Annotated in this window: 14 protein-coding genes and 1 pseudogene; all 15 read left to right on the top strand. The window is 53.6% G+C overall.

Annotated features, from left to right (window positions below; genetic code table 11):
• Positions 1-3: 3 nt before the first annotated feature.
• The gene (locus BMZ79_RS26150) at positions 4-2226 is read left to right on the top strand and encodes a hypothetical protein (RefSeq protein WP_090646049.1); all 2223 of its coding nucleotides are present in this window, start codon (positions 4-6) and stop codon (positions 2224-2226) included.
• A gap of 15 nt (positions 2227-2241) precedes the next feature.
• Positions 2242-3744 (top strand): hypothetical protein, encoded by a 1503-nt coding sequence (locus BMZ79_RS26145; RefSeq protein ID WP_090646046.1) that lies wholly within the window; start codon positions 2242-2244, stop codon positions 3742-3744.
• 29 nt (positions 3745-3773) lie between these two features.
• Complete coding sequence (locus tag BMZ79_RS26140) at positions 3774-5006, top strand: hypothetical protein (RefSeq protein WP_090646044.1); 1233 nt, start codon at positions 3774-3776, stop codon at positions 5004-5006.
• Positions 5007-5029: 23 nt separating this feature from the next.
• Entirely contained in the window at positions 5030-6115 is a 1086-nt protein-coding gene (locus tag BMZ79_RS26135) for a phage major capsid protein (protein WP_090646041.1), read from the top strand.
• A gap of 85 nt (positions 6116-6200) precedes the next feature.
• Entirely contained in the window at positions 6201-6677 is a 477-nt protein-coding gene (locus BMZ79_RS26130) for a hypothetical protein (RefSeq protein WP_090646039.1), read from the top strand.
• Positions 6678-6700: 23 nt separating this feature from the next.
• Entirely contained in the window at positions 6701-8791 is a 2091-nt protein-coding gene (locus tag BMZ79_RS26125; protein ID WP_090646036.1) for a hypothetical protein, read from the top strand.
• Complete coding sequence (locus BMZ79_RS26120; RefSeq protein WP_090646034.1) at positions 8791-10884, top strand: hypothetical protein; 2094 nt, start codon at positions 8791-8793, stop codon at positions 10882-10884. The genes BMZ79_RS26125 and BMZ79_RS26120 overlap by 1 nt, the downstream gene beginning before the upstream one ends.
• A 20-nt stretch (positions 10885-10904) precedes the next feature.
• Positions 10905-12677: a hypothetical protein gene (locus BMZ79_RS26115; protein WP_090646032.1), complete on the top strand. Its 1773-nt coding sequence runs from the start codon at positions 10905-10907 to the stop codon at positions 12675-12677.
• A gap of 17 nt (positions 12678-12694) precedes the next feature.
• Positions 12695-13207, top strand: a complete 513-nt coding sequence (locus tag BMZ79_RS26110) for a hypothetical protein (RefSeq protein WP_090646030.1) — start codon at positions 12695-12697, stop codon at positions 13205-13207.
• A gap of 13 nt (positions 13208-13220) precedes the next feature.
• Entirely contained in the window at positions 13221-13529 is a 309-nt protein-coding gene (locus BMZ79_RS26105; RefSeq protein ID WP_090646028.1) for a hypothetical protein, read from the top strand.
• On the top strand, positions 13526-14419 hold the full coding sequence (locus tag BMZ79_RS26100; RefSeq protein WP_090646026.1) for an Ig-like domain-containing domain: 894 nt from the start codon (positions 13526-13528) through the stop codon (positions 14417-14419). Before BMZ79_RS26105 ends, BMZ79_RS26100 begins: the two co-directional genes overlap by 4 nt.
• 60 nt (positions 14420-14479) lie before the next feature.
• Positions 14480-15055 (top strand): hypothetical protein, encoded by a 576-nt coding sequence (locus tag BMZ79_RS26095; protein ID WP_090646024.1) that lies wholly within the window; start codon positions 14480-14482, stop codon positions 15053-15055.
• Positions 15055-15849, top strand: a complete 795-nt coding sequence (locus BMZ79_RS26090; RefSeq protein WP_090646021.1) for an Ig-like domain-containing domain — start codon at positions 15055-15057, stop codon at positions 15847-15849. The genes BMZ79_RS26095 and BMZ79_RS26090 overlap by 1 nt, the downstream gene beginning before the upstream one ends.
• The gene (locus tag BMZ79_RS26085) at positions 15849-16331 is read left to right on the top strand and encodes a hypothetical protein (protein WP_090646019.1); all 483 of its coding nucleotides are present in this window, start codon (positions 15849-15851) and stop codon (positions 16329-16331) included. The genes BMZ79_RS26090 and BMZ79_RS26085 overlap by 1 nt, the downstream gene beginning before the upstream one ends.
• Positions 16309-16835: pseudogene (locus tag BMZ79_RS26080) on the top strand (hypothetical protein); the annotation flags it as partial. The gene BMZ79_RS26085 and the pseudogene BMZ79_RS26080, both read left to right, overlap by 23 nt.

The following is a 16835-nucleotide window of genomic DNA, read 5'->3' as shown; positions in this document are numbered from 1 at the left end:
CATTTGGCTAAATTATTCGACCGCTTCATCCAGAGATTTGGCTTCAAAAATGCACCCACGACCCCGAAGAAAAGCGGTGGCGGAGGCAGCGGTGGAGCAATCAATCGTGACCCGAAAGCCATTGGCTTCAAGCGTATTGGCTATCAGCTGTCCAATGCCCAAGGCGGAGGCGGCGGCCGGGAAAACTTTGAAGGATCGAAGGTTGATTTAACGGTGATCTCCACGGCAATCGAGCGTGATTCCTATATCATGCAGGCCGTGATGAAATACGAAGAATTGATCTTTAAGTCCGGCTACAACTGGCAGACGAAGAATGATCAGGCACTACAATATCTCAAGCTCCGCTTGGATATGATGTCGATCGCAACGCAGATGCCAACTGAAGATCTATGGCATGCCATTACCCGGGATGTCGTCCGTTTCTCCAATGCCTTCATTGTGAAGGCGCGAGCGAAAGGCGGCAAAGGGATGGTGCCGGGGATAACGGCTACGGCTGTTCCTCCAGCGAAAGATCCCGTGGCCGGCTACTTCTTACTTCCGGCAAGCACGATTCAAGTCTCGCGAGATGCGAACGGTAACATTACCGGCTATCAACAGCAGGTGCCTGGTCAGAACAACAAGCTGACCTTCAAACCTGAAGACATGGTTCACATTAAAGTGAACGTGCCGTCAGGGGAAGCCTTCGGGTTACCATGGCTTGCGCCGGTACTTGATGATGTTCGGCTCCTGCGCAAGGTTGAAGAAAATGCGGCGCTTCTGCTTTATCGGCATATCTTCCCGCTCCTATCCTACACGGTCGGACTGGACAAGCCTGGCTACGAAGCCACCGACACCGAGCTGCAAAGCCTGCAGCAGGTCGTAGAGAGCATGCCGACTGACGGAGCCATCGTTCTTCCAGAACGACACAAGATCGAAGCTGTGAAGCTGACAGCCATTGACGGAAAGCCGTACCTCGATTATTTCGAGCAGCGCGTCTTCTCCGGCATGGGCATGTCTACGGTCGATATGGGCCGCGGTGACACGGCCAACCGCAATACGGCGGACGCCATGGGCGGCATCAAAGCAGACCGCGTAAAAGGCTGGCAGCAGCAGATCCAATACCAGATCAACAAGTACATCATCGAAGAACTGCTGGTGGAGGGTGGATTCGATCCGGTGGCCAATCCGGATTATGCCGTCAATTTCGTCTTCAACGAAATTGAAGCGGAGATGCGGATCAAGCTCGACACGCACGAGATTTACAAGTTCGAGCACAACCTGCAGACCTGGGAAGAAACCCGCAAGAACATGTCGCTTGAGCCGACTGCCGATGAAGCTCGCTTGTACCTGAACATGATCGACATTCCGAAGATCGAGGCAGCTGCCGAGGCGAAAGCAGCAAGCGCGCCGGCGGGTACAGCAGAGACGAATAACAAGCAGAAGCCGGCCAACCAGCATGGTACGCGGAGCGGACCTAAGCGAAGCACGCAATCTCTTGACATCGAACTGATGAAAGAGGCGGCTTTAGATAAATTCTCCAAGCAAGCTGTTTCCGACCTCACAACCAATCTGGAATCGATCTATGCGCAGATGGAGTCCGACGTGATCAACGAGCTCAAGCGCTACGAAGATCGCAAGGCATTCCCGCTCCACAGCGTGAAGAACCTGGTATCCTCGATCTACTTTGGCAAAGAGAAGATGAAGCAGTACATTTCGAAGGACACCTACACGGTCCTGATGGATGGCGCGCGAAAGGCGATGGAAGACGCCGGCCGTCAAAAGATGGCCGCGATCGACAGCTCCATGGCGCTGCGCTTGGTGAACGAATCAGCAAACCATTCTTTCGACCTCATGGAAAAAACGCTGCATGAACTGCTCATCAAACGCCTTGAGGGAACGGACAACCTCCTGGATGCTGTCCTTGCTGTGAAGGGGTCGTTCCAGTCGCTGAAACACCGGCTCACGGCAATTTCAAAATCACTTCTGATGAAGACCTATCATTACGGATACGCGCTGGCGATGGTCCGGTACGGCGAATCCTCGCTGCATCCGATCGCCTCGGAATCCGAATGTGCCGTCTGCCATGAGAAAGCGCAAGCAGCGATCGATATTTCCAATCCCGGCAAAGTCGATGAAGCAACCTTGTTTCATCAGATTCCGCCGTTTCATACCAATTGCGAGTGCGATCTGACGATCCACTCCAATGAAACTCCAACAGGGGGAGAGGAGATTGGGGGTCATGACTAAAGGAGGTGATACATCTTGAAGAATCTGTATTCACTCGCGGAACACCAATCGAAAAAGCTGGTTGCTGGCAGCATGTCCGAGTATGTATGCTCGGTGCCAAAGCTGACGCAGGAATCGGTGAACAAACTGAGTGAGTCTGCCAAGGGCAAGAATCGCAAATTGATTGTCCAAATGGAAGCCATCCATGTCGGACGGACGGCCAACTACACGTACTACACTAAAGAGGGGCTTAGTGAAGGACTTGCAAGTTGGACGACGCCGTACAACAAACCGGTTTTAACGCATCACGATGATTACCATGGTGAACCGATCGGTCGTATCCTGAAAGCTGAATTTCACGATATGACCAAATCCGGTCGTGCCGGACTCGTATTCACGGTCGAGATCACCGATCCGACTGCAATCGAGAAGGTACTGGATGGCCGTTACCAAACTGTCTCAATTGGGGCGACGACGGATAAAGTAACGTGCAACATTTGCGGTACAGACAGAACGCAAGAGTGGTGTGATCACTATCCAGGTGAAGAACATGATGGCCAAACCGCGCACTTCATCATTGGAACCACTTTTGGACGCGAAGTCTCCTACGTAAACGTGCCTGCCGACCAAAATGCCGGCAACACGAGCGTAACGGTTGTCGAAGGCGATGAAACTCAGACACCATCCAGCTCGCAGGAATCAGCGTCTATGGAAATCTTCCAGATCGCTGAAGGGCTGTTCCAAAATATACGTCAGCCTGATGTGAACCTGTATCATCAACTGAACGAAAATGTAAGGCAACTCATTACAGGTCTTGTGACCGCAGAAGGGAGCGTTAGAAGCATGGACCCTGAGCCTGAAACGAATCCGAATCCTCAAGTTCCGACGCAAGAGGGGCAGCAGCCTCCAGCAGCGCCGGCGCCTGAGAATCAGCCGGCAACTCCCGTTCAAGAAGGGCAAGAATCGCCGGCAGCGCCGCCTGCACCAGCAGCCGAGCCGCCTGCAGCGCCAGTGCAAGAGGGCGATAATACGCCAACTGCGCCGACACCTGAGCCGCCAGCATCACAGACAACGCCAGTTCAAGAAGGCGAAGTCGTAACACTGCGAGGCCAGGTCACTGAAATGCAGCGCACTATCACCAACCTGGTGATCGAAAATCAGAAGTTGGTAGGCCGCGCTACAACTGCGGAACAGGAATCTCAGCGCGTACTCGCCGAGAATGCTGACCTGCAAGCTCAACTTCATCGTCATTTGGCCGAGAAGGTCGTGGACATGAAGCGCACGCTGAACAAGCCGGATGTGGTCGGCGTCGATCGTGCGGAAGCGGTGACTGCACATGCTGCCCGCACGAAAGAGTCGCTTGAAAATACGCTCTCCGATCTTGTCGCTGAGATGAAGAATCAGCGTCCAGCTCCAGGCAGCGTAACGAATCCAGGCTACTCCGGCGAAGAAGGCGAGGACGGCAACAAGTCGTACACCGTCGAGGAAGCCGAAGGCATCATCGCTGGCATGTTCAGCAGCAAGAAAAAAAAGCGTTAATACATCAAACGAATTGGAGTTGAGTTCAAATGGCTATGTTCCGTGGTATTGCGGGTCCAATCAAATCGACCCAAGACCAATACATGCGCACAAATACCAAGCTGCAAGCTGGTACACACGACTCTCCGGGCGAGAAGTTTCTGGTCGATAACCGTCTGAAACGCTTGTTCCGGTATCACTTCGGCGGCGACGGCTGGGTCGTTATCCCGAAAGGCCGTATCGTTGCACCTGCAACGGACAACTTCGGCGAATCCCAGGACGGCGTAATCAACGATTTCGACGGCAACGTGAAGCGCCCGGTTCTGACGCTGGCCAACGGCGGCAAGGACGTAACGGAAGTCGGCAAAGATGGCACGAACCACGTTCGAAAAGCGAACCGGGCCATCGGCGTTGCTTACGGCAACCTCTATGAGGAGTTCGTTGACGGTTTCAACGGCATGCAGCCGACGATCGAAAACGAAATCTACATTGAATTGCCTTACATTCCGAAAAAGTCGGACGCTGAAGAAATCGAGTGGGGCTCTTTCTACGACGCCGACCTCGCTGACTTCGTTAAAAACGGCGACTTCGTAATCTCCGACGAGAACGGTCGTTTCATCAAAGCGCCTTTCGAGAAGGTATACGCAGCGCTCGACGCGGCAGCAACTGCCGGCGACCTCGCGGAATACAACGTACAGGTCAAAGAGCTTGGCCGCCTACAAGAACAGGTGGTCGGTCAAGTATGGTCCGTTGAAACGAACCTGCCGCCACAAGGCTGGCTGAAATGGGTGACGTGGAGCACGGAAGACATGCGCCAAGACGACAAGTGGATCAACAACAGCGGCTTCCGTCCGGAAGACATGGGCGCAACTGACGGCTTCCCGGGATACCCTTACGACAAAACGTACCGCAACATGGAAGGTCAAAAATACTTCCCTCGCGCGATCCCTGGTCTGACGAATGGCGCAAACATCGAAGTACCATTCACCGACCTGGTAATCGGTACGGTTCAGCCGGGACAATCCGGCCGCCACGATCTCCGCATCTGGCAGGTGCCGATCGTTGAAGGATCGCTCGTCGTGACTGCAAATGGCACGCCAATCCAGCCGACTTATGTGGACTACGAGCTGGGTCTTGTAACGGTCAACTTCGACAACGCAGCTGGCAGCGCTCCGGTAGACATCAAGGCGACGTTCAAAGCGACGGGTCAAATCCCTGGCGTACCAACCAACTGGGATTGGAAGGGCTCCGTAGGCGCCGTTCGCATCCTGCTTCAAAAATAAGGATAAGGGAGGTCTGAGGGACCATGTTTAACGTAAACGACCTGAAATTGAACGAGCAATCGATGAGCGTGCTGAAGCGCATGCAGCGCCAGCTGAACGTCTCTGAAGACTGGACACAGATTCCGAAAAACGAACTCGTGTCCGTCAAAGAAGCACTGACCACCCAGGATGCTTCCATTCTGATCCCTCGCGTCATCACGGGCATGATGCGCGAAGCGGCTGAGCCGATGTATATCGGTTCCCAACTGCTCCAAACGGTGCGCCTCACGGAAGGCCGCTCGATCGAGTTCCCATCGATCGGTGCGATGCGTGCGCATGACATCGGCGAGAGCCAATCGTACCTCGAAGAAACTGTGGACTTCCAACTCCACCGTACGCAAGAGGTGAAGGTTGGTAAGTCCGGTATGGTCGTTCGTGTAACCGACGAAATGATCAACGACTCCCAGTGGGACGTCATCGGCATCCTGGTTCGCAAGGCCGGCGAAGCAATGGCACGTCTGAAAGAAGAAAAAATCTTCATTCAGTTCTCCAAACACGGTCACATCGTTTACGACAACGATATCCGTCAGAAATATCCGGAAGCGGGTACGACGGGCCGCGACATCGACGGCAACATGAACAACACGATGAGCACGGAAGACATGATCGACCTGTTCATCGCGGTCATGATGAACGGCTTCAATCCGACCGACATCATCATGCACCCGCTCACTTGGAGCGTATTCTTCAAGAACGATCTGATCCACTCCCTTTCCCATGCAGCACTCGGCGGCAGCCAGGTGACGAACCTGTCGATCTCGCCAGAGACGGTTCAAGGCCGGATCCCGTTCGCGATCAACATCAACTTCACGCCGTTCGCGCCGTTCAACTTCGACACGAAGAAATTCGACATGTACGTAGTGGACCGCAACAACATCGGCATTCTGCTCGTGAAAGATCCGCTCTCCACGGAGCAGTTCGACGATCCGATGCGCGATATCCAAACGATCAAGGTCAAAGAGCGTTATGGTATCGGCGTCCTGAACGAAGGTAAAGCCGTAGCAACTGCCCGCAACCTGGCATTCGCACGTAGCTACCCAACTCCGGACCGCATCAAAATCGTGTCCTAATACTGTATCTGATCCCAAAGCGGGCGAATAGATGTCTGTTCGCCCGCTTTTCTTACTTTCAAAATGAACCAAGGAGGGTATTCCCATGCCTGAGATTAAAGTTGGCCTGACCAATCAAATGGGCAGCTTCTACGATCCAAAGACCAACATGTATATCACGCCGAGTAATCCGGTGCAGGTGCTCAATTTCGACGCCAATACCGATCTCTCCGGCATCGTACATGCAATCCTCGGCTCCGCGCCGGCACTCAACCTGTATGAAGGCGACCTGCCGCAGGCAGCTGTTGATGCATGGAAAGCAAAGTACGATCTTGCCGGTAAGATGGCGAAGACGCGCGCAGACCAAATCGCTGGTGCAACCCGCGGTCCGGTAATGGAAGTGGATACGAGCGGCCACGGCCAAGTCAAAGCGAATCCGGCTGATGCCATTACGGCACAATCCGAAGGCGAAGCGGAGCTGGTCCTCGATCTGAGCGCTGGAAATGAGCCTGCAGCAGACGCAATGGATCCATCCGCGACTCAAGAGCCGGCAGCAGCTAAGCGCGGCAGCCGCAACAAATAATCCGGTGAAAGGCAGGGATCGCTATGCTTGAATCAAGACTCTCCATAGCGGTGAGCGCGACACCTCAAGCCGTGCCTTTCCCTGTTGACTTCAAGGATGTTTCCGAAGATCGCCTCTTTAGACAGGTGACATTCCCAGGCACAACCGGCACCTACCGATTGCGCGCAGAAGGCCAGGGCCTTAGAATCGCAAGCTCCGTGATTCAGCGATCGGTAGACACCGGCATCGCCATGGTTGACGTTGACGGGAAACTGTTCCGGATTAAGGCGGTACTGACCGAGCCCGTACAAGGGATAACCGAATCGTACTGGCTGACCCTGCATCATGATGATTATGCCGACGTCGTTCAGGACCATAACCAGTATCGAGTGCGCGGCGTATCCGAAAACGGGTGGAAGACGGACTGGGTTTATTCAGAGCTCAAGGACCGCGACAACCGCCTCGAAGTGTTCCAGCTGCTGCATGATGTCCTTGATCTGGTCGCGATGGTTCATGATGATGAGCTGGAGGCATTCCTGACGACGCTTGTGGAGGACACCTTCCATGCCATCTTGTTCCAGGAGGGGACACCGCTGTACTCCATTGGCTTCGACTCGCTCGAGAGTCTGACGGCTTATCTGCAGGAAAACCTGGACATGAATAGCAGCGCGCTGCCGGGCATCGACGAGAACTTTGTCTCCCGCGTCGAGAGCGCGATACGCTATGTCAGCACGATGCTGGGGCAATCCCTCAAGGAAAGCTTCTCGGCGGGACTGAATGAGGACTCGCAGCTGATCAAAATGTACCGAGAAATGGACACCTTCACACAGAATCCTGCGGATTTCGTGGGCCTCCTGATGGAGCATTATCTAGCGGACGCCATCGAGAAAGTGGTTACAGCGGCGAATATCGAAGTCTTTTTAGATAATGGTGAAAATAAGCAGCTTTATTTAGAAGGACGTTACAATTTCGATATAAAAGGTGAGCTATTGCGGGTTTCTTATGACCTAATGCCCGAGGATCGCTTTTTCCTAAACGCAAGCAGTACGGTAAAATTGTTAACAGAGCCTGCCTTCCAAGAGGATCTGGGCGTGAAAATGCTCGATTCGACGCGGGAAACACTGACAATGTTCAGGGAATTGGTCCAAGAAGTCGTGGATCTGAGCCCGGGCGAGGAGATTATGAAGTATCTCCGGCTGCTGATGAAGGATCTATATCTCCCACATGCCATTGTCGATCGGCGTTTTGCCGAAGTCAGCGTGGATCTGGAAGATGCCAAAGGTCCAATCAGCCAGGATGACGCCGTGGTTCAATTTGATCTGGAGACAAATGGCGCAACCATCAAGTCTATGTTCCTCAAAGATATGGCGAGGGCTATGATCATCGGGGAGCTGAAGCTCGAGACGGACTTTGAAGCGGCGCTCCTTGACGAGTTGATGCGAATCATGACCGATAGCGTCGATTTCCGCACCTTTCATGATGTGTTTGAGTATTTCGATGGCCTTGCGCTTATTGGTGAACAGTTTGCGACGCATTACAAAATGATGTCTGCAGAACGTCAAGAAGCGCTCGATGTCACGGCGCTCGATCTCTCATGGTTGTCGCTTGGCCTGTTAAAAGGCGCAGCGGACAGCCTATCGATTCAAAGCTGCGACGTAACCAGGCTGCAGCCGGATTTGGCCAATGCGTTGTTCAATCATCTCGATGTTCAGCTTGGCGATACATTCGCCGTCGCTCCTTCGCTGCGCTCGCTTGCGCGTGATGAGCAGAGCATGGACATGACAGATGAAGCAGCGGCAAGGTCTGACCTGAGTCAGCAGTTGCACGAATATTTTGGCCTTGCGGCCGGCGAGCTGGCGGATCGCAGATTCGACCTTGCGCCTGGTCTGCAGGACAGCTTGCAAGTGGCGTTCTCACGCCTCGTAAATCCAACGTATTTGCCGCATCCGAAAGATGATTACGGTCGAGATAAAGGGGAATCCAAGGACGTGCTCATCGAGCCGAACCTGAACGATTCTTTCGAGTTAAACGGTAAGGAGCGGGTGCTATATGCGCTTGGCGATGTATCGGAGACTGGCTCGCCAATCGGCAAATTCAAAATTGGCACCAATACATTAAAGGGAGTGAACCCGTGATGAACCTCAATGTCATCAAAAAATTGATCGGCATGCTTCCTGAAGGCGAGAAGAAACAGGAGCTCATTGCCAAGTTCAATCAAAAAGTCGGCGGCAAAGAAAAAAGCGGCCTGCACGACACATTCGAGTTCGCGCCAAAAGGTCATATCCGGATCGAGTCCATCGACAATGACGGCCATGTTCTCGGCATTCTGGCCGATCAGGCGAACCTGGTTGTCAAAGGCGCTGAAGAAATCCTGCTTCGCGCATTCAGTGGCGACCCGGATCAAATCTTGTACAAGGTTCGCATGCCGAAGGGTGATGTCTCGCCGAAGTATCATGTCGGCCTATCCGACAATATCTCGGCAGCCGTTGGCGGCGTCGACCAGTTGAACTTCGCACCAAACGTGTTCTGGCGTGCAGTTGACGACAAAGACTTCGACGTGTTCTACAGTTACCGTCCGCACACAGTCTTTATTAAAGAAGAAGCTGCAGATGCTTCCCAGGTCGGGAAGAAGGCTTTCACGGTCCACACGAAGAACGACGCCCCTGGCTGCATCCCGCTCGGCGCTGAAATCTACAGCACGCACACAAACATGTTCATTGGCCTCGGCGATGGCAAAAACTATCCGGTCAACCTGTCGGACGCACGCCTGACTTACACGTCCAAGTGGACCGACGAAGACGGAAAGAAAGTGGCTGTCGACGCCGATGAGACGATCGTGTTCCACGAGAAGATCAGCAACTTCGTCCTGGAGTATGAGAAATCCAACGAAGGCGGTCAAATCGGCGTGTACATTAACGGCGTTCTGAAAGACACGATCGAAACGTTGGACTCGTCCTTGGTGGCGCCTGAGATCGCCAGCAAAGCGTTCACAGCGCTGAACAACGAGGTCGAGACGGAAATTACGATCGAGTTTAGCGGGGCAGACGCTTCGGTCGCTACTCCAAAGGTTGTTGTAGCGGGTATTCGCTTCGACGCGCTGAGTAAGGACATGAATGCACTCATCCATGAGTTCGAGTCCTTCACGAAGACGTTCGACACGCAAAGCTTCTACAGCACGACGACATCCGCGCCGTTCATGATTCAGCTGGAGCATTTCCCGATTGATCCGGCGAGCCTCGTCATCGAATACAACACGAGCACGCTGCAGGCGGTTGAAACGCTGGGCGAAGTGGCAGAGGGCAAGTATTTCGTTGATCCGAAATACGGCAAGGTCTACTTTAACCGAGCGCTGTCCAATCTGCTCGTGACGTTCAATGTGACCGGCGAAATCTATCTGGCTCGCCAAGCTTCCGGCCTGACGAGCGTGACGGTGACCCGCGCGGTTGCAAACGAAGTGCCGACCGGTGTCATCGATGGCAACAACAAGGTATTCCAGCTTTCGAAACCCAATGTGGTTGCATCGAGCGTCGTGGTTCACAAAACGCCATCCGGCGGCGCACAAGTCATTGTACCGACGATCGACTACACGGTGGACTCGGTAACGGGCAAAATCACGTTCACAAACGGCAAGCAACCGGTAACGGGGGATGCAATCCTCGTGGACTACAACAACACAACGGCTGCAAAAGAGATCACGCTTCCGAATGCACCGAAGACGGTTCAAGTGCTGGAGTACGGCACGGGTGTCCAACTGACGGTTGTGACGGACGACAATCTGTTCGGCAAAGGCACGTACAAGCTGGATGCCGTAAACAACAAGATCATCGTCAGCGACCGCAACAACGCCGGCAATGCCATCATGAGCTACGAAGTGTTCTACGAATCTGATGAAGTACCAGGCGTACCAACCGGCTATACGCGCGCTGTCATCGAGAAGCCGAAGGCTGGCACGGCGTATCCATGGTATCAGCTCGATAAGGGCTCGGTCACCTTCATCGCGGAGTTCCCAGAGAATACGCCGAACAGCCAAGTGACGATCCGCGAAATGGGCCTCTTTGACGGACCACGCGCTGACGACAAGATCGAAGGTTTCAGCAATTATCCTGTTGATGCATTCTCCTTGGTTCGCGTCGGTGAGACTCGCAAAGAAGTTACCACGGGCATTCGTGTAACGTGGACGATCACGCTGCTCAACAAAGATGGCCAACCGTTTACCGGTGGATTTTAATAGAGGAGGGGACGAAAACCATGTCTATGCTAAGAGATGATGCTTACATCAACGCTAAGGGTCATGTGAAGCTGGAGCTCTACAACGAGCAAGGTGAAGTGACCTTCACGAAAGAAAAGAAGAACCTGGTCGTTCTCTCGGCCAATGAAATCGTCGGCACTGCTTTTTCGGATCCGAAGAAGAAAGTGCGCGCTAATCAGACGGATGCTGGTGCATCCGATCTGGTGGCCGGGGCCGATGGCTCCTATGCCTTCAACTTATCGCTGCAGCCGCAAATCGACGGCAGCTACTCCGTTGACGTAGGATCGACGAATGCCAATCAGGAACTGGTCATGACGAATGTAGCGAACATCATTACGCTGAAGAAAGTAACGGTAGATGGTGTCGATCTTGTCATCGACAAAGACGTGTTCCTGAAGGACGCGGATCAAGGCCTGCTGCACTTTGCGGTGGCGCCAAAGAACCGGGTGTCTATCGAGTTCCGCCGCGTGAACAACGCTTATGTGGAGCTCGTCGCCGGCACGGAGACGGTCACGGTAGGCGGCGTAGCCTTCACCCGCGGTACAGCTCCTTCGGACGCAGACAAAACGTACACGATCGACTACGGCACGGGCAAGGTGTTCTTTGAAACAGCGAAGGCCGCTGTATCGGTTGCCTACGTTTTCAAGGTTCGTTTCAGCCTCGGCTTCATGGGCCTTGGGGGTAAGCCGGCAGGTCACCCAGACTACAAGCCGGTCGAGTTCTCGAGCCTTGATAAAATGAAGATTCTCATGGACGCCGAGTTTGAAGGATGCCGCCAGCTGATCCGCTACCCGGCTCCGATCGGTACGGGTGAGCCTGAACTTGAAGTCTTCCCAACGCAGCCTATGGCCAAAGCTTCGCTCACGAATACAATCGTCGGTGCAGCAACGGACACTTATGCACTTCCAGGAGCAGCGGGCAAGCCGCTTACGGATCTGGTCAGCGCAAGAGACATCACGGATCCAGCGAATCCGGTTGACGTGACGCTGAACGTGACGATCAAGGACGCCAATACGGCGACCATCCAATTCAATCCGGCGCCTGCAGTAGGCAACAACTATGAGATCGCCTACAAGGTACGTGACAACGTGGATTACACGCACTACACCTTGTCGCAAGGTCCGGTGCTCGAGCTGGTCAGCGTTACGCACGAAGATTTGAACAACAAAGTTACCGAGTACCTGATCACGAACAGCGGCCTCGTCAACGGCGATGGTGACGTATGGCTCATTAACCCCAGCCAAGGAATCGTCGGCTTCTCGACTTCGCCGAAGGGCAAGGACGCGCAGAATCCGGCTCCGGGCGTAGAGACGCCAGGTCAGTTGACGTTCCAATACCGGATCAACTCCGGAACGACGGTTCAGTTCGTCGCCGACTTCCCGAAAGGTATCCCGGGCCCGCTGCTCACACAGAACGACGAAGTGCTGCCGATGAACACCGGCCAAACGACGTATTCGCTGCAGCATCCGGTCGCCAAAGACGGTGCTGGCGCACTCCAAGTCCTTTCGATTAAGAAAGGCGCAACGGATCTCGTTGCCGGCACGGACTACGACCTGTCCGCAGACGGCACGCAGCTGATCCTGAAGGTGGCCGTCGCGACGGGCGACACGGTGTCGATCTCGTACAAATGGTACAAAGACACGCACGACATCTATCAAGTCGCGATGTTCACGGAGCAGACGCTCGGCAAGATGTTCAACATCTCCGGCATCGGCCCGGTCACCAAAGACAAGAACACGGGCATGCGAATCACCTGGTCGGTAACCTTCTAAGATTGGCGGTGAAGTAAATGGCAACAGGCAACTACATGAAGCGGATTAGCTTCCTCGATGGACAAGTCCTGCATGACTTTCACTTGAACACCATGCAGGCCAACATCGCGCAGGCGATCAAGCTCAAGACCATGTATGAGCGCTACGACATGTTGCTGCTGGTTTCGCCATATCAAACGTACTTTGCCGAACCTTTCGTAGACACCAGTAATCGGGATGCTGCGAGTACGGCGGTGCTAAACACACTGTCGTACTCCATGAATGCCGACTCTTGGATCACATCCCTCTTGCAGCTTCCCGCGGTGACCAGTGAGATTTACTTGCTGGCCAACTACGAGGAGTATCCAGCTAGTGGAGCCACCGTCAAGTTCAGCTATCGGACCGGCTCCTCAGGCTCTTGGGTTTCGTGTAAGATCGACGAGCCTATCTACCTGCCTGTGGCATCAAAGTTCATACAGATTAAGGTAGATTGCTTGTATACGGGAACGGTCCGTCCTGTCGTCTACGATTTCTGCGTGCAGTGGAAATAGGGGAGGGAAGGATATGGCACGAGTCAAAGCGCATGATACGTTTCCACAATATCGGGTCAAGGTCGGCGTGATGCCTGAGTTCTCGGGCGCGCGGACGATCAGCCAGGAGGAACCTCTGGGCGCAAAAGATACCGTCAATAAGCAATTCGTTTTGTCGTGGACACCAATCCCGCAAAGCGAGCAAGTTTTCAAAGATGGCATGTTCATGATGCGCGGCGCAGCCAAGGATTATGTCATCAATGGAAAGACCATCGTGTTCGCGGAGGCACCTTCTGATAAGGCCGTCATAGCGATTACGTACCGGACGATGGATCAACCATGAACATTGTCCTAAGAACGAATCCGGTTCACCGCGCTGAAAAAGTGCCGGTGGATATCATCCTTGAGGTCTACTTCAAAATCGACATCAACGTCGATACCCTATCGCCGCAAACGATTGTTCTTCTGAATGTGGACGCCCAAAAAGGGGAGCCCTTCAGTTATGAATACCGCAACAAGGTTCTGCTGATCCAGCCAGCCGCCAAGCTCAGCCCATTGGCTCACTACCAGGTGGAGCTGGTCGGTGGCGAAGAAGGACTCAAAGACATCATGGGCAGGTTGCTCGACCAATCGTTCATGATGGAGTTCTACACAGCAGATATAAAGGATATCAAGCCTCCGGTCGTAACCGCGCCATCGCATTTGTCATCCGTTGCCAATCCTGTGACCTTCAAATGGAACGCAGCCGAACGTGCGTACTTCTATGAGCTTGAAATCTCGAGGAGCAACACGTTCGATGTGCTCGTCTGGCCAAGAGGCGACAGCCGGGTATATGGAACTGAAGTGACGCCGGAAACGGCGCTAGAGGAGGGCAGCTATTATGCCCGAATCCGAAGCGTCAACGACGCGGGCACGCGCAGTGCATACTCCAGCATTATTCAAATCCATGTCAGGCCGCCGGTCACGGCGCAGTCTACGGACACCGCAGGCACGGGAGCAAATGCGCAGGATGAATTGGATCACCTGAAGGACCAGCTGGGCGGCACTCCGGAACAGGGGCTAGACACGCTGGGCATTGCTTCAATGACGCCTGCCGATCAGGAAGTGAATGTGCCGCTATCATTTGGCATCACCAGTTCACCGCTTAGTGAGATCGTGCTGGAGTTCGATGAAGACCTGGATCTTTCTACGGTTGACAGCAAGAGCTTCTACGTTATTGCGCAGAAGAATTAGCGGTCCGCCCTCCAAGTTATTGGGGGGCATTACATATAATTAAGAAAGAGGGTGGATGCGATGGATTTTATTGGCGTATACACGAAGAACTCAACGATTCTTTTAGAATTATTGAATATAGATGAGGATAATGCCCCGATCCCAGCTGATTTTCCTCCCACCGCATCGCTTGAATATTATGACGGAGATCGTCTTACTATCGTACAGCATGTTACACTGGAATCAATAGGCCCAGGCCGTTATCTAAAGGCAATTTTTGTGTCTGATGACTGGGGTTATGGTGATTATCTCGTCACTTACGAAGCCACTTTGAATGGTGTTACAAGCACCACCAAAGAGCGTTTTCAGGTTCGATCGGGTTACGCAAGCGGCGCTGCTCCCAGCGCGCCTGTACTTGTATCCGATATCACGGTGCTCACGTCCAACGGCGGCTATACCACGGTCATGATGAACGGGTTGCCGATGCCAAACGCGAAGGTCAATATCTATGCAGTCAGCTCGGGCGAGTTGGTGGCAAAGGCCTCGACCGACAGCGGTGGACATTGGAGCACGCAGGCCTATCCGGGCACGTACAAATTCGAGTTTGTGCATCCGAATGGGACGATCCTGAGAACGTTAGAGAAGGCGGTGAAGTAATGGTCAACATTCCTATTGAGAACTACCTGCCCCCGTCTGTCTATGGTATGACGGGCACCATTTCGGTTGAAACCGCAGATGGCACTCGCATGACATTAGATCAAGCAAAGGCAGCTGGAGTCAAAGCGAGGAAACTCGTATTCAAGCCGCGGGATGGATTCTTGTACAATACGACCTATACGGTGGTGGCGCAGAAATCGATCAAGTCGGAATCAGGCCTCAGCCTGGGCGATACCGCGAGGCAGACGTTCACCAGTCAGTATGGGCCGCTGTTCGGCGACCAAGCCATCGAGGTCCATGGCATCATGAAAAGCCTCTACGAATACTTCACCATCCATGAAGTGTACGCGGCGCTTCGCGATGCCGGCCAGAAAGCGTATATCCTGCTGAATATGTTCCCTGACGTCAACAATGCACGTTTCCGGGAACTCCTTGACTCGCGTATCGAATACTTCGGCGTCACACGGTATGTGCCGTATGAGGCGGCCAAGATGCTGCTTGGAACGCTTTACATTCGTCTTTCTGAAAAGATGAATCTGGGCGATCCAACTGTCGCAATTGCCAACGAATCCACGGCAACGCTCGGCGATCTGACCATTCAAGAAAAGACTGATCCTCAAGTTATTGGCTCCGGTGTTCTGAAAGTTATTCAGAACATGATGTCTGAGGTCGAGAGGGAATGCAAGTATTGGATGGATCATCTGATGAACCGGGACCGCCGCGGTTATACGACACCGCTCTCCGCAAGCTTCCGGAAGAATACCGCGACTCCTGATGATAGGGGCGGATTCTAATGCGAGACTTGCGGGCTGATCTCTCCAAGCTTCTGGATCAAGTGGGCTACCCCGTGGTCTATGTTCGGCGGGATCCGCGATTTCGGTGCGAGTGTTACAGTGAGCGAAGCGGGGAATCGACGGCAGGATGCGCGAAGTGCTATGGAACCGGCTATGTCGTAACGATCGAAAAAATCCGATCCTACCGAAAGCCAAACGCGGTACCGTTGTCTCTGTCCGGCGTTAACCAACAGTCGCCGGCGGGCCGGACCACTCCGGGCGCCTTCATTTATTACCTGGAGCATGACATAAATCCATCCGAAAACGATCTGATCTTAGAGATCGAATGGCAAGGGGATGTCCCGCTCCGCATTAAAGACAAGCAGGAAATTAGCTTCAACGAGCCCAAGCGCGGCACCGGCGGGCGCGTCGAGTTCCACATGACGTACACCCGGATGGTTTACAAGGGAGGTGAGGACGATGCAGCCCTCAGCCAACATTGAGTATACCACGCTGCCGAACAGCTACTTCTCTACGTACCTTCCGACTGGAAAGCGGATCGTCTTCATCGGAGAATCAACCCAAGGCGAGTTTTACAATCCCGTAGCCATTTCGTCTGCAGCCGCAGCGAAAGCGATCTTTGGTTCAGGCCCGCTGATTGACCGGCTTGAAGACGCCATCGCAGGAAACTGCGCGGGTGTGTATCTCATGAGGATCGAACCTAATGCCTTTCAAAAGGCGTGGGATTATCTTATAAAGTTTCCATTCGATTTGATCTACTCGGATGCCTTAACCTTCTCGGATGCCGGCGACCTCATTGACGCGTTCATTGCGTTCGCCAAGGAAAAAGAGGAGATGGGGCAGCTGATTCACGGGTTCTTCGATGCCGGATCGCACGATATGGCAGAGCTCCGAAAGCTGTATATCCCTATCATGAACCTATCGGCACCGGTGGAAAACGGTATCGAAGAGCAGGGGAAATACTTCTCGGTGATTGCCGACCAGTT

The sequence above is a fragment of the Paenibacillus sp. UNC496MF genome, assembly GCF_900113915.1.
Classification (GTDB): domain Bacteria; phylum Bacillota; class Bacilli; order Paenibacillales; family Paenibacillaceae; genus Paenibacillus_Z; species Paenibacillus_Z artemisiicola.
This window is presented reverse-complemented; position numbering and strand designations above follow the sequence as displayed.

Bases quoted from the DNA above. Each gene is read 5' to 3' on its own strand.
- BMZ79_RS26095 (WP_090646024.1), top strand. From the start codon at position 14,480: ATGGATTTTATTGGCGTATACACGAAGAACTCAACGATTCTTTTAGAA.
- BMZ79_RS26085 (WP_090646019.1), top strand. From the start codon at position 15,849: ATGCGAGACTTGCGGGCTGATCTCTCCAAGCTTCTGGATCAAGTGGGC.
- BMZ79_RS26110 (WP_090646030.1), top strand. From the start codon at position 12,695: ATGGCAACAGGCAACTACATGAAGCGGATTAGCTTCCTCGATGGACAA.
- BMZ79_RS26140 (WP_090646044.1), top strand. From the start codon at position 3,774: ATGGCTATGTTCCGTGGTATTGCGGGTCCAATCAAATCGACCCAAGAC.
- BMZ79_RS26090 (WP_090646021.1), top strand. From the start codon at position 15,055: ATGGTCAACATTCCTATTGAGAACTACCTGCCCCCGTCTGTCTATGGT.
- BMZ79_RS26135 (WP_090646041.1), top strand. From the start codon at position 5,030: ATGTTTAACGTAAACGACCTGAAATTGAACGAGCAATCGATGAGCGTG.
- BMZ79_RS26100 (WP_090646026.1), top strand. From the start codon at position 13,526: ATGAACATTGTCCTAAGAACGAATCCGGTTCACCGCGCTGAAAAAGTG.
- BMZ79_RS26130 (WP_090646039.1), top strand. From the start codon at position 6,201: ATGCCTGAGATTAAAGTTGGCCTGACCAATCAAATGGGCAGCTTCTAC.
- BMZ79_RS26125 (WP_090646036.1), top strand. From the start codon at position 6,701: ATGCTTGAATCAAGACTCTCCATAGCGGTGAGCGCGACACCTCAAGCC.
- BMZ79_RS26115 (WP_090646032.1), top strand. From the start codon at position 10,905: ATGTCTATGCTAAGAGATGATGCTTACATCAACGCTAAGGGTCATGTG.
- BMZ79_RS26105 (WP_090646028.1), top strand. From the start codon at position 13,221: ATGGCACGAGTCAAAGCGCATGATACGTTTCCACAATATCGGGTCAAG.
- BMZ79_RS26120 (WP_090646034.1), top strand. From the start codon at position 8,791: ATGAACCTCAATGTCATCAAAAAATTGATCGGCATGCTTCCTGAAGGC.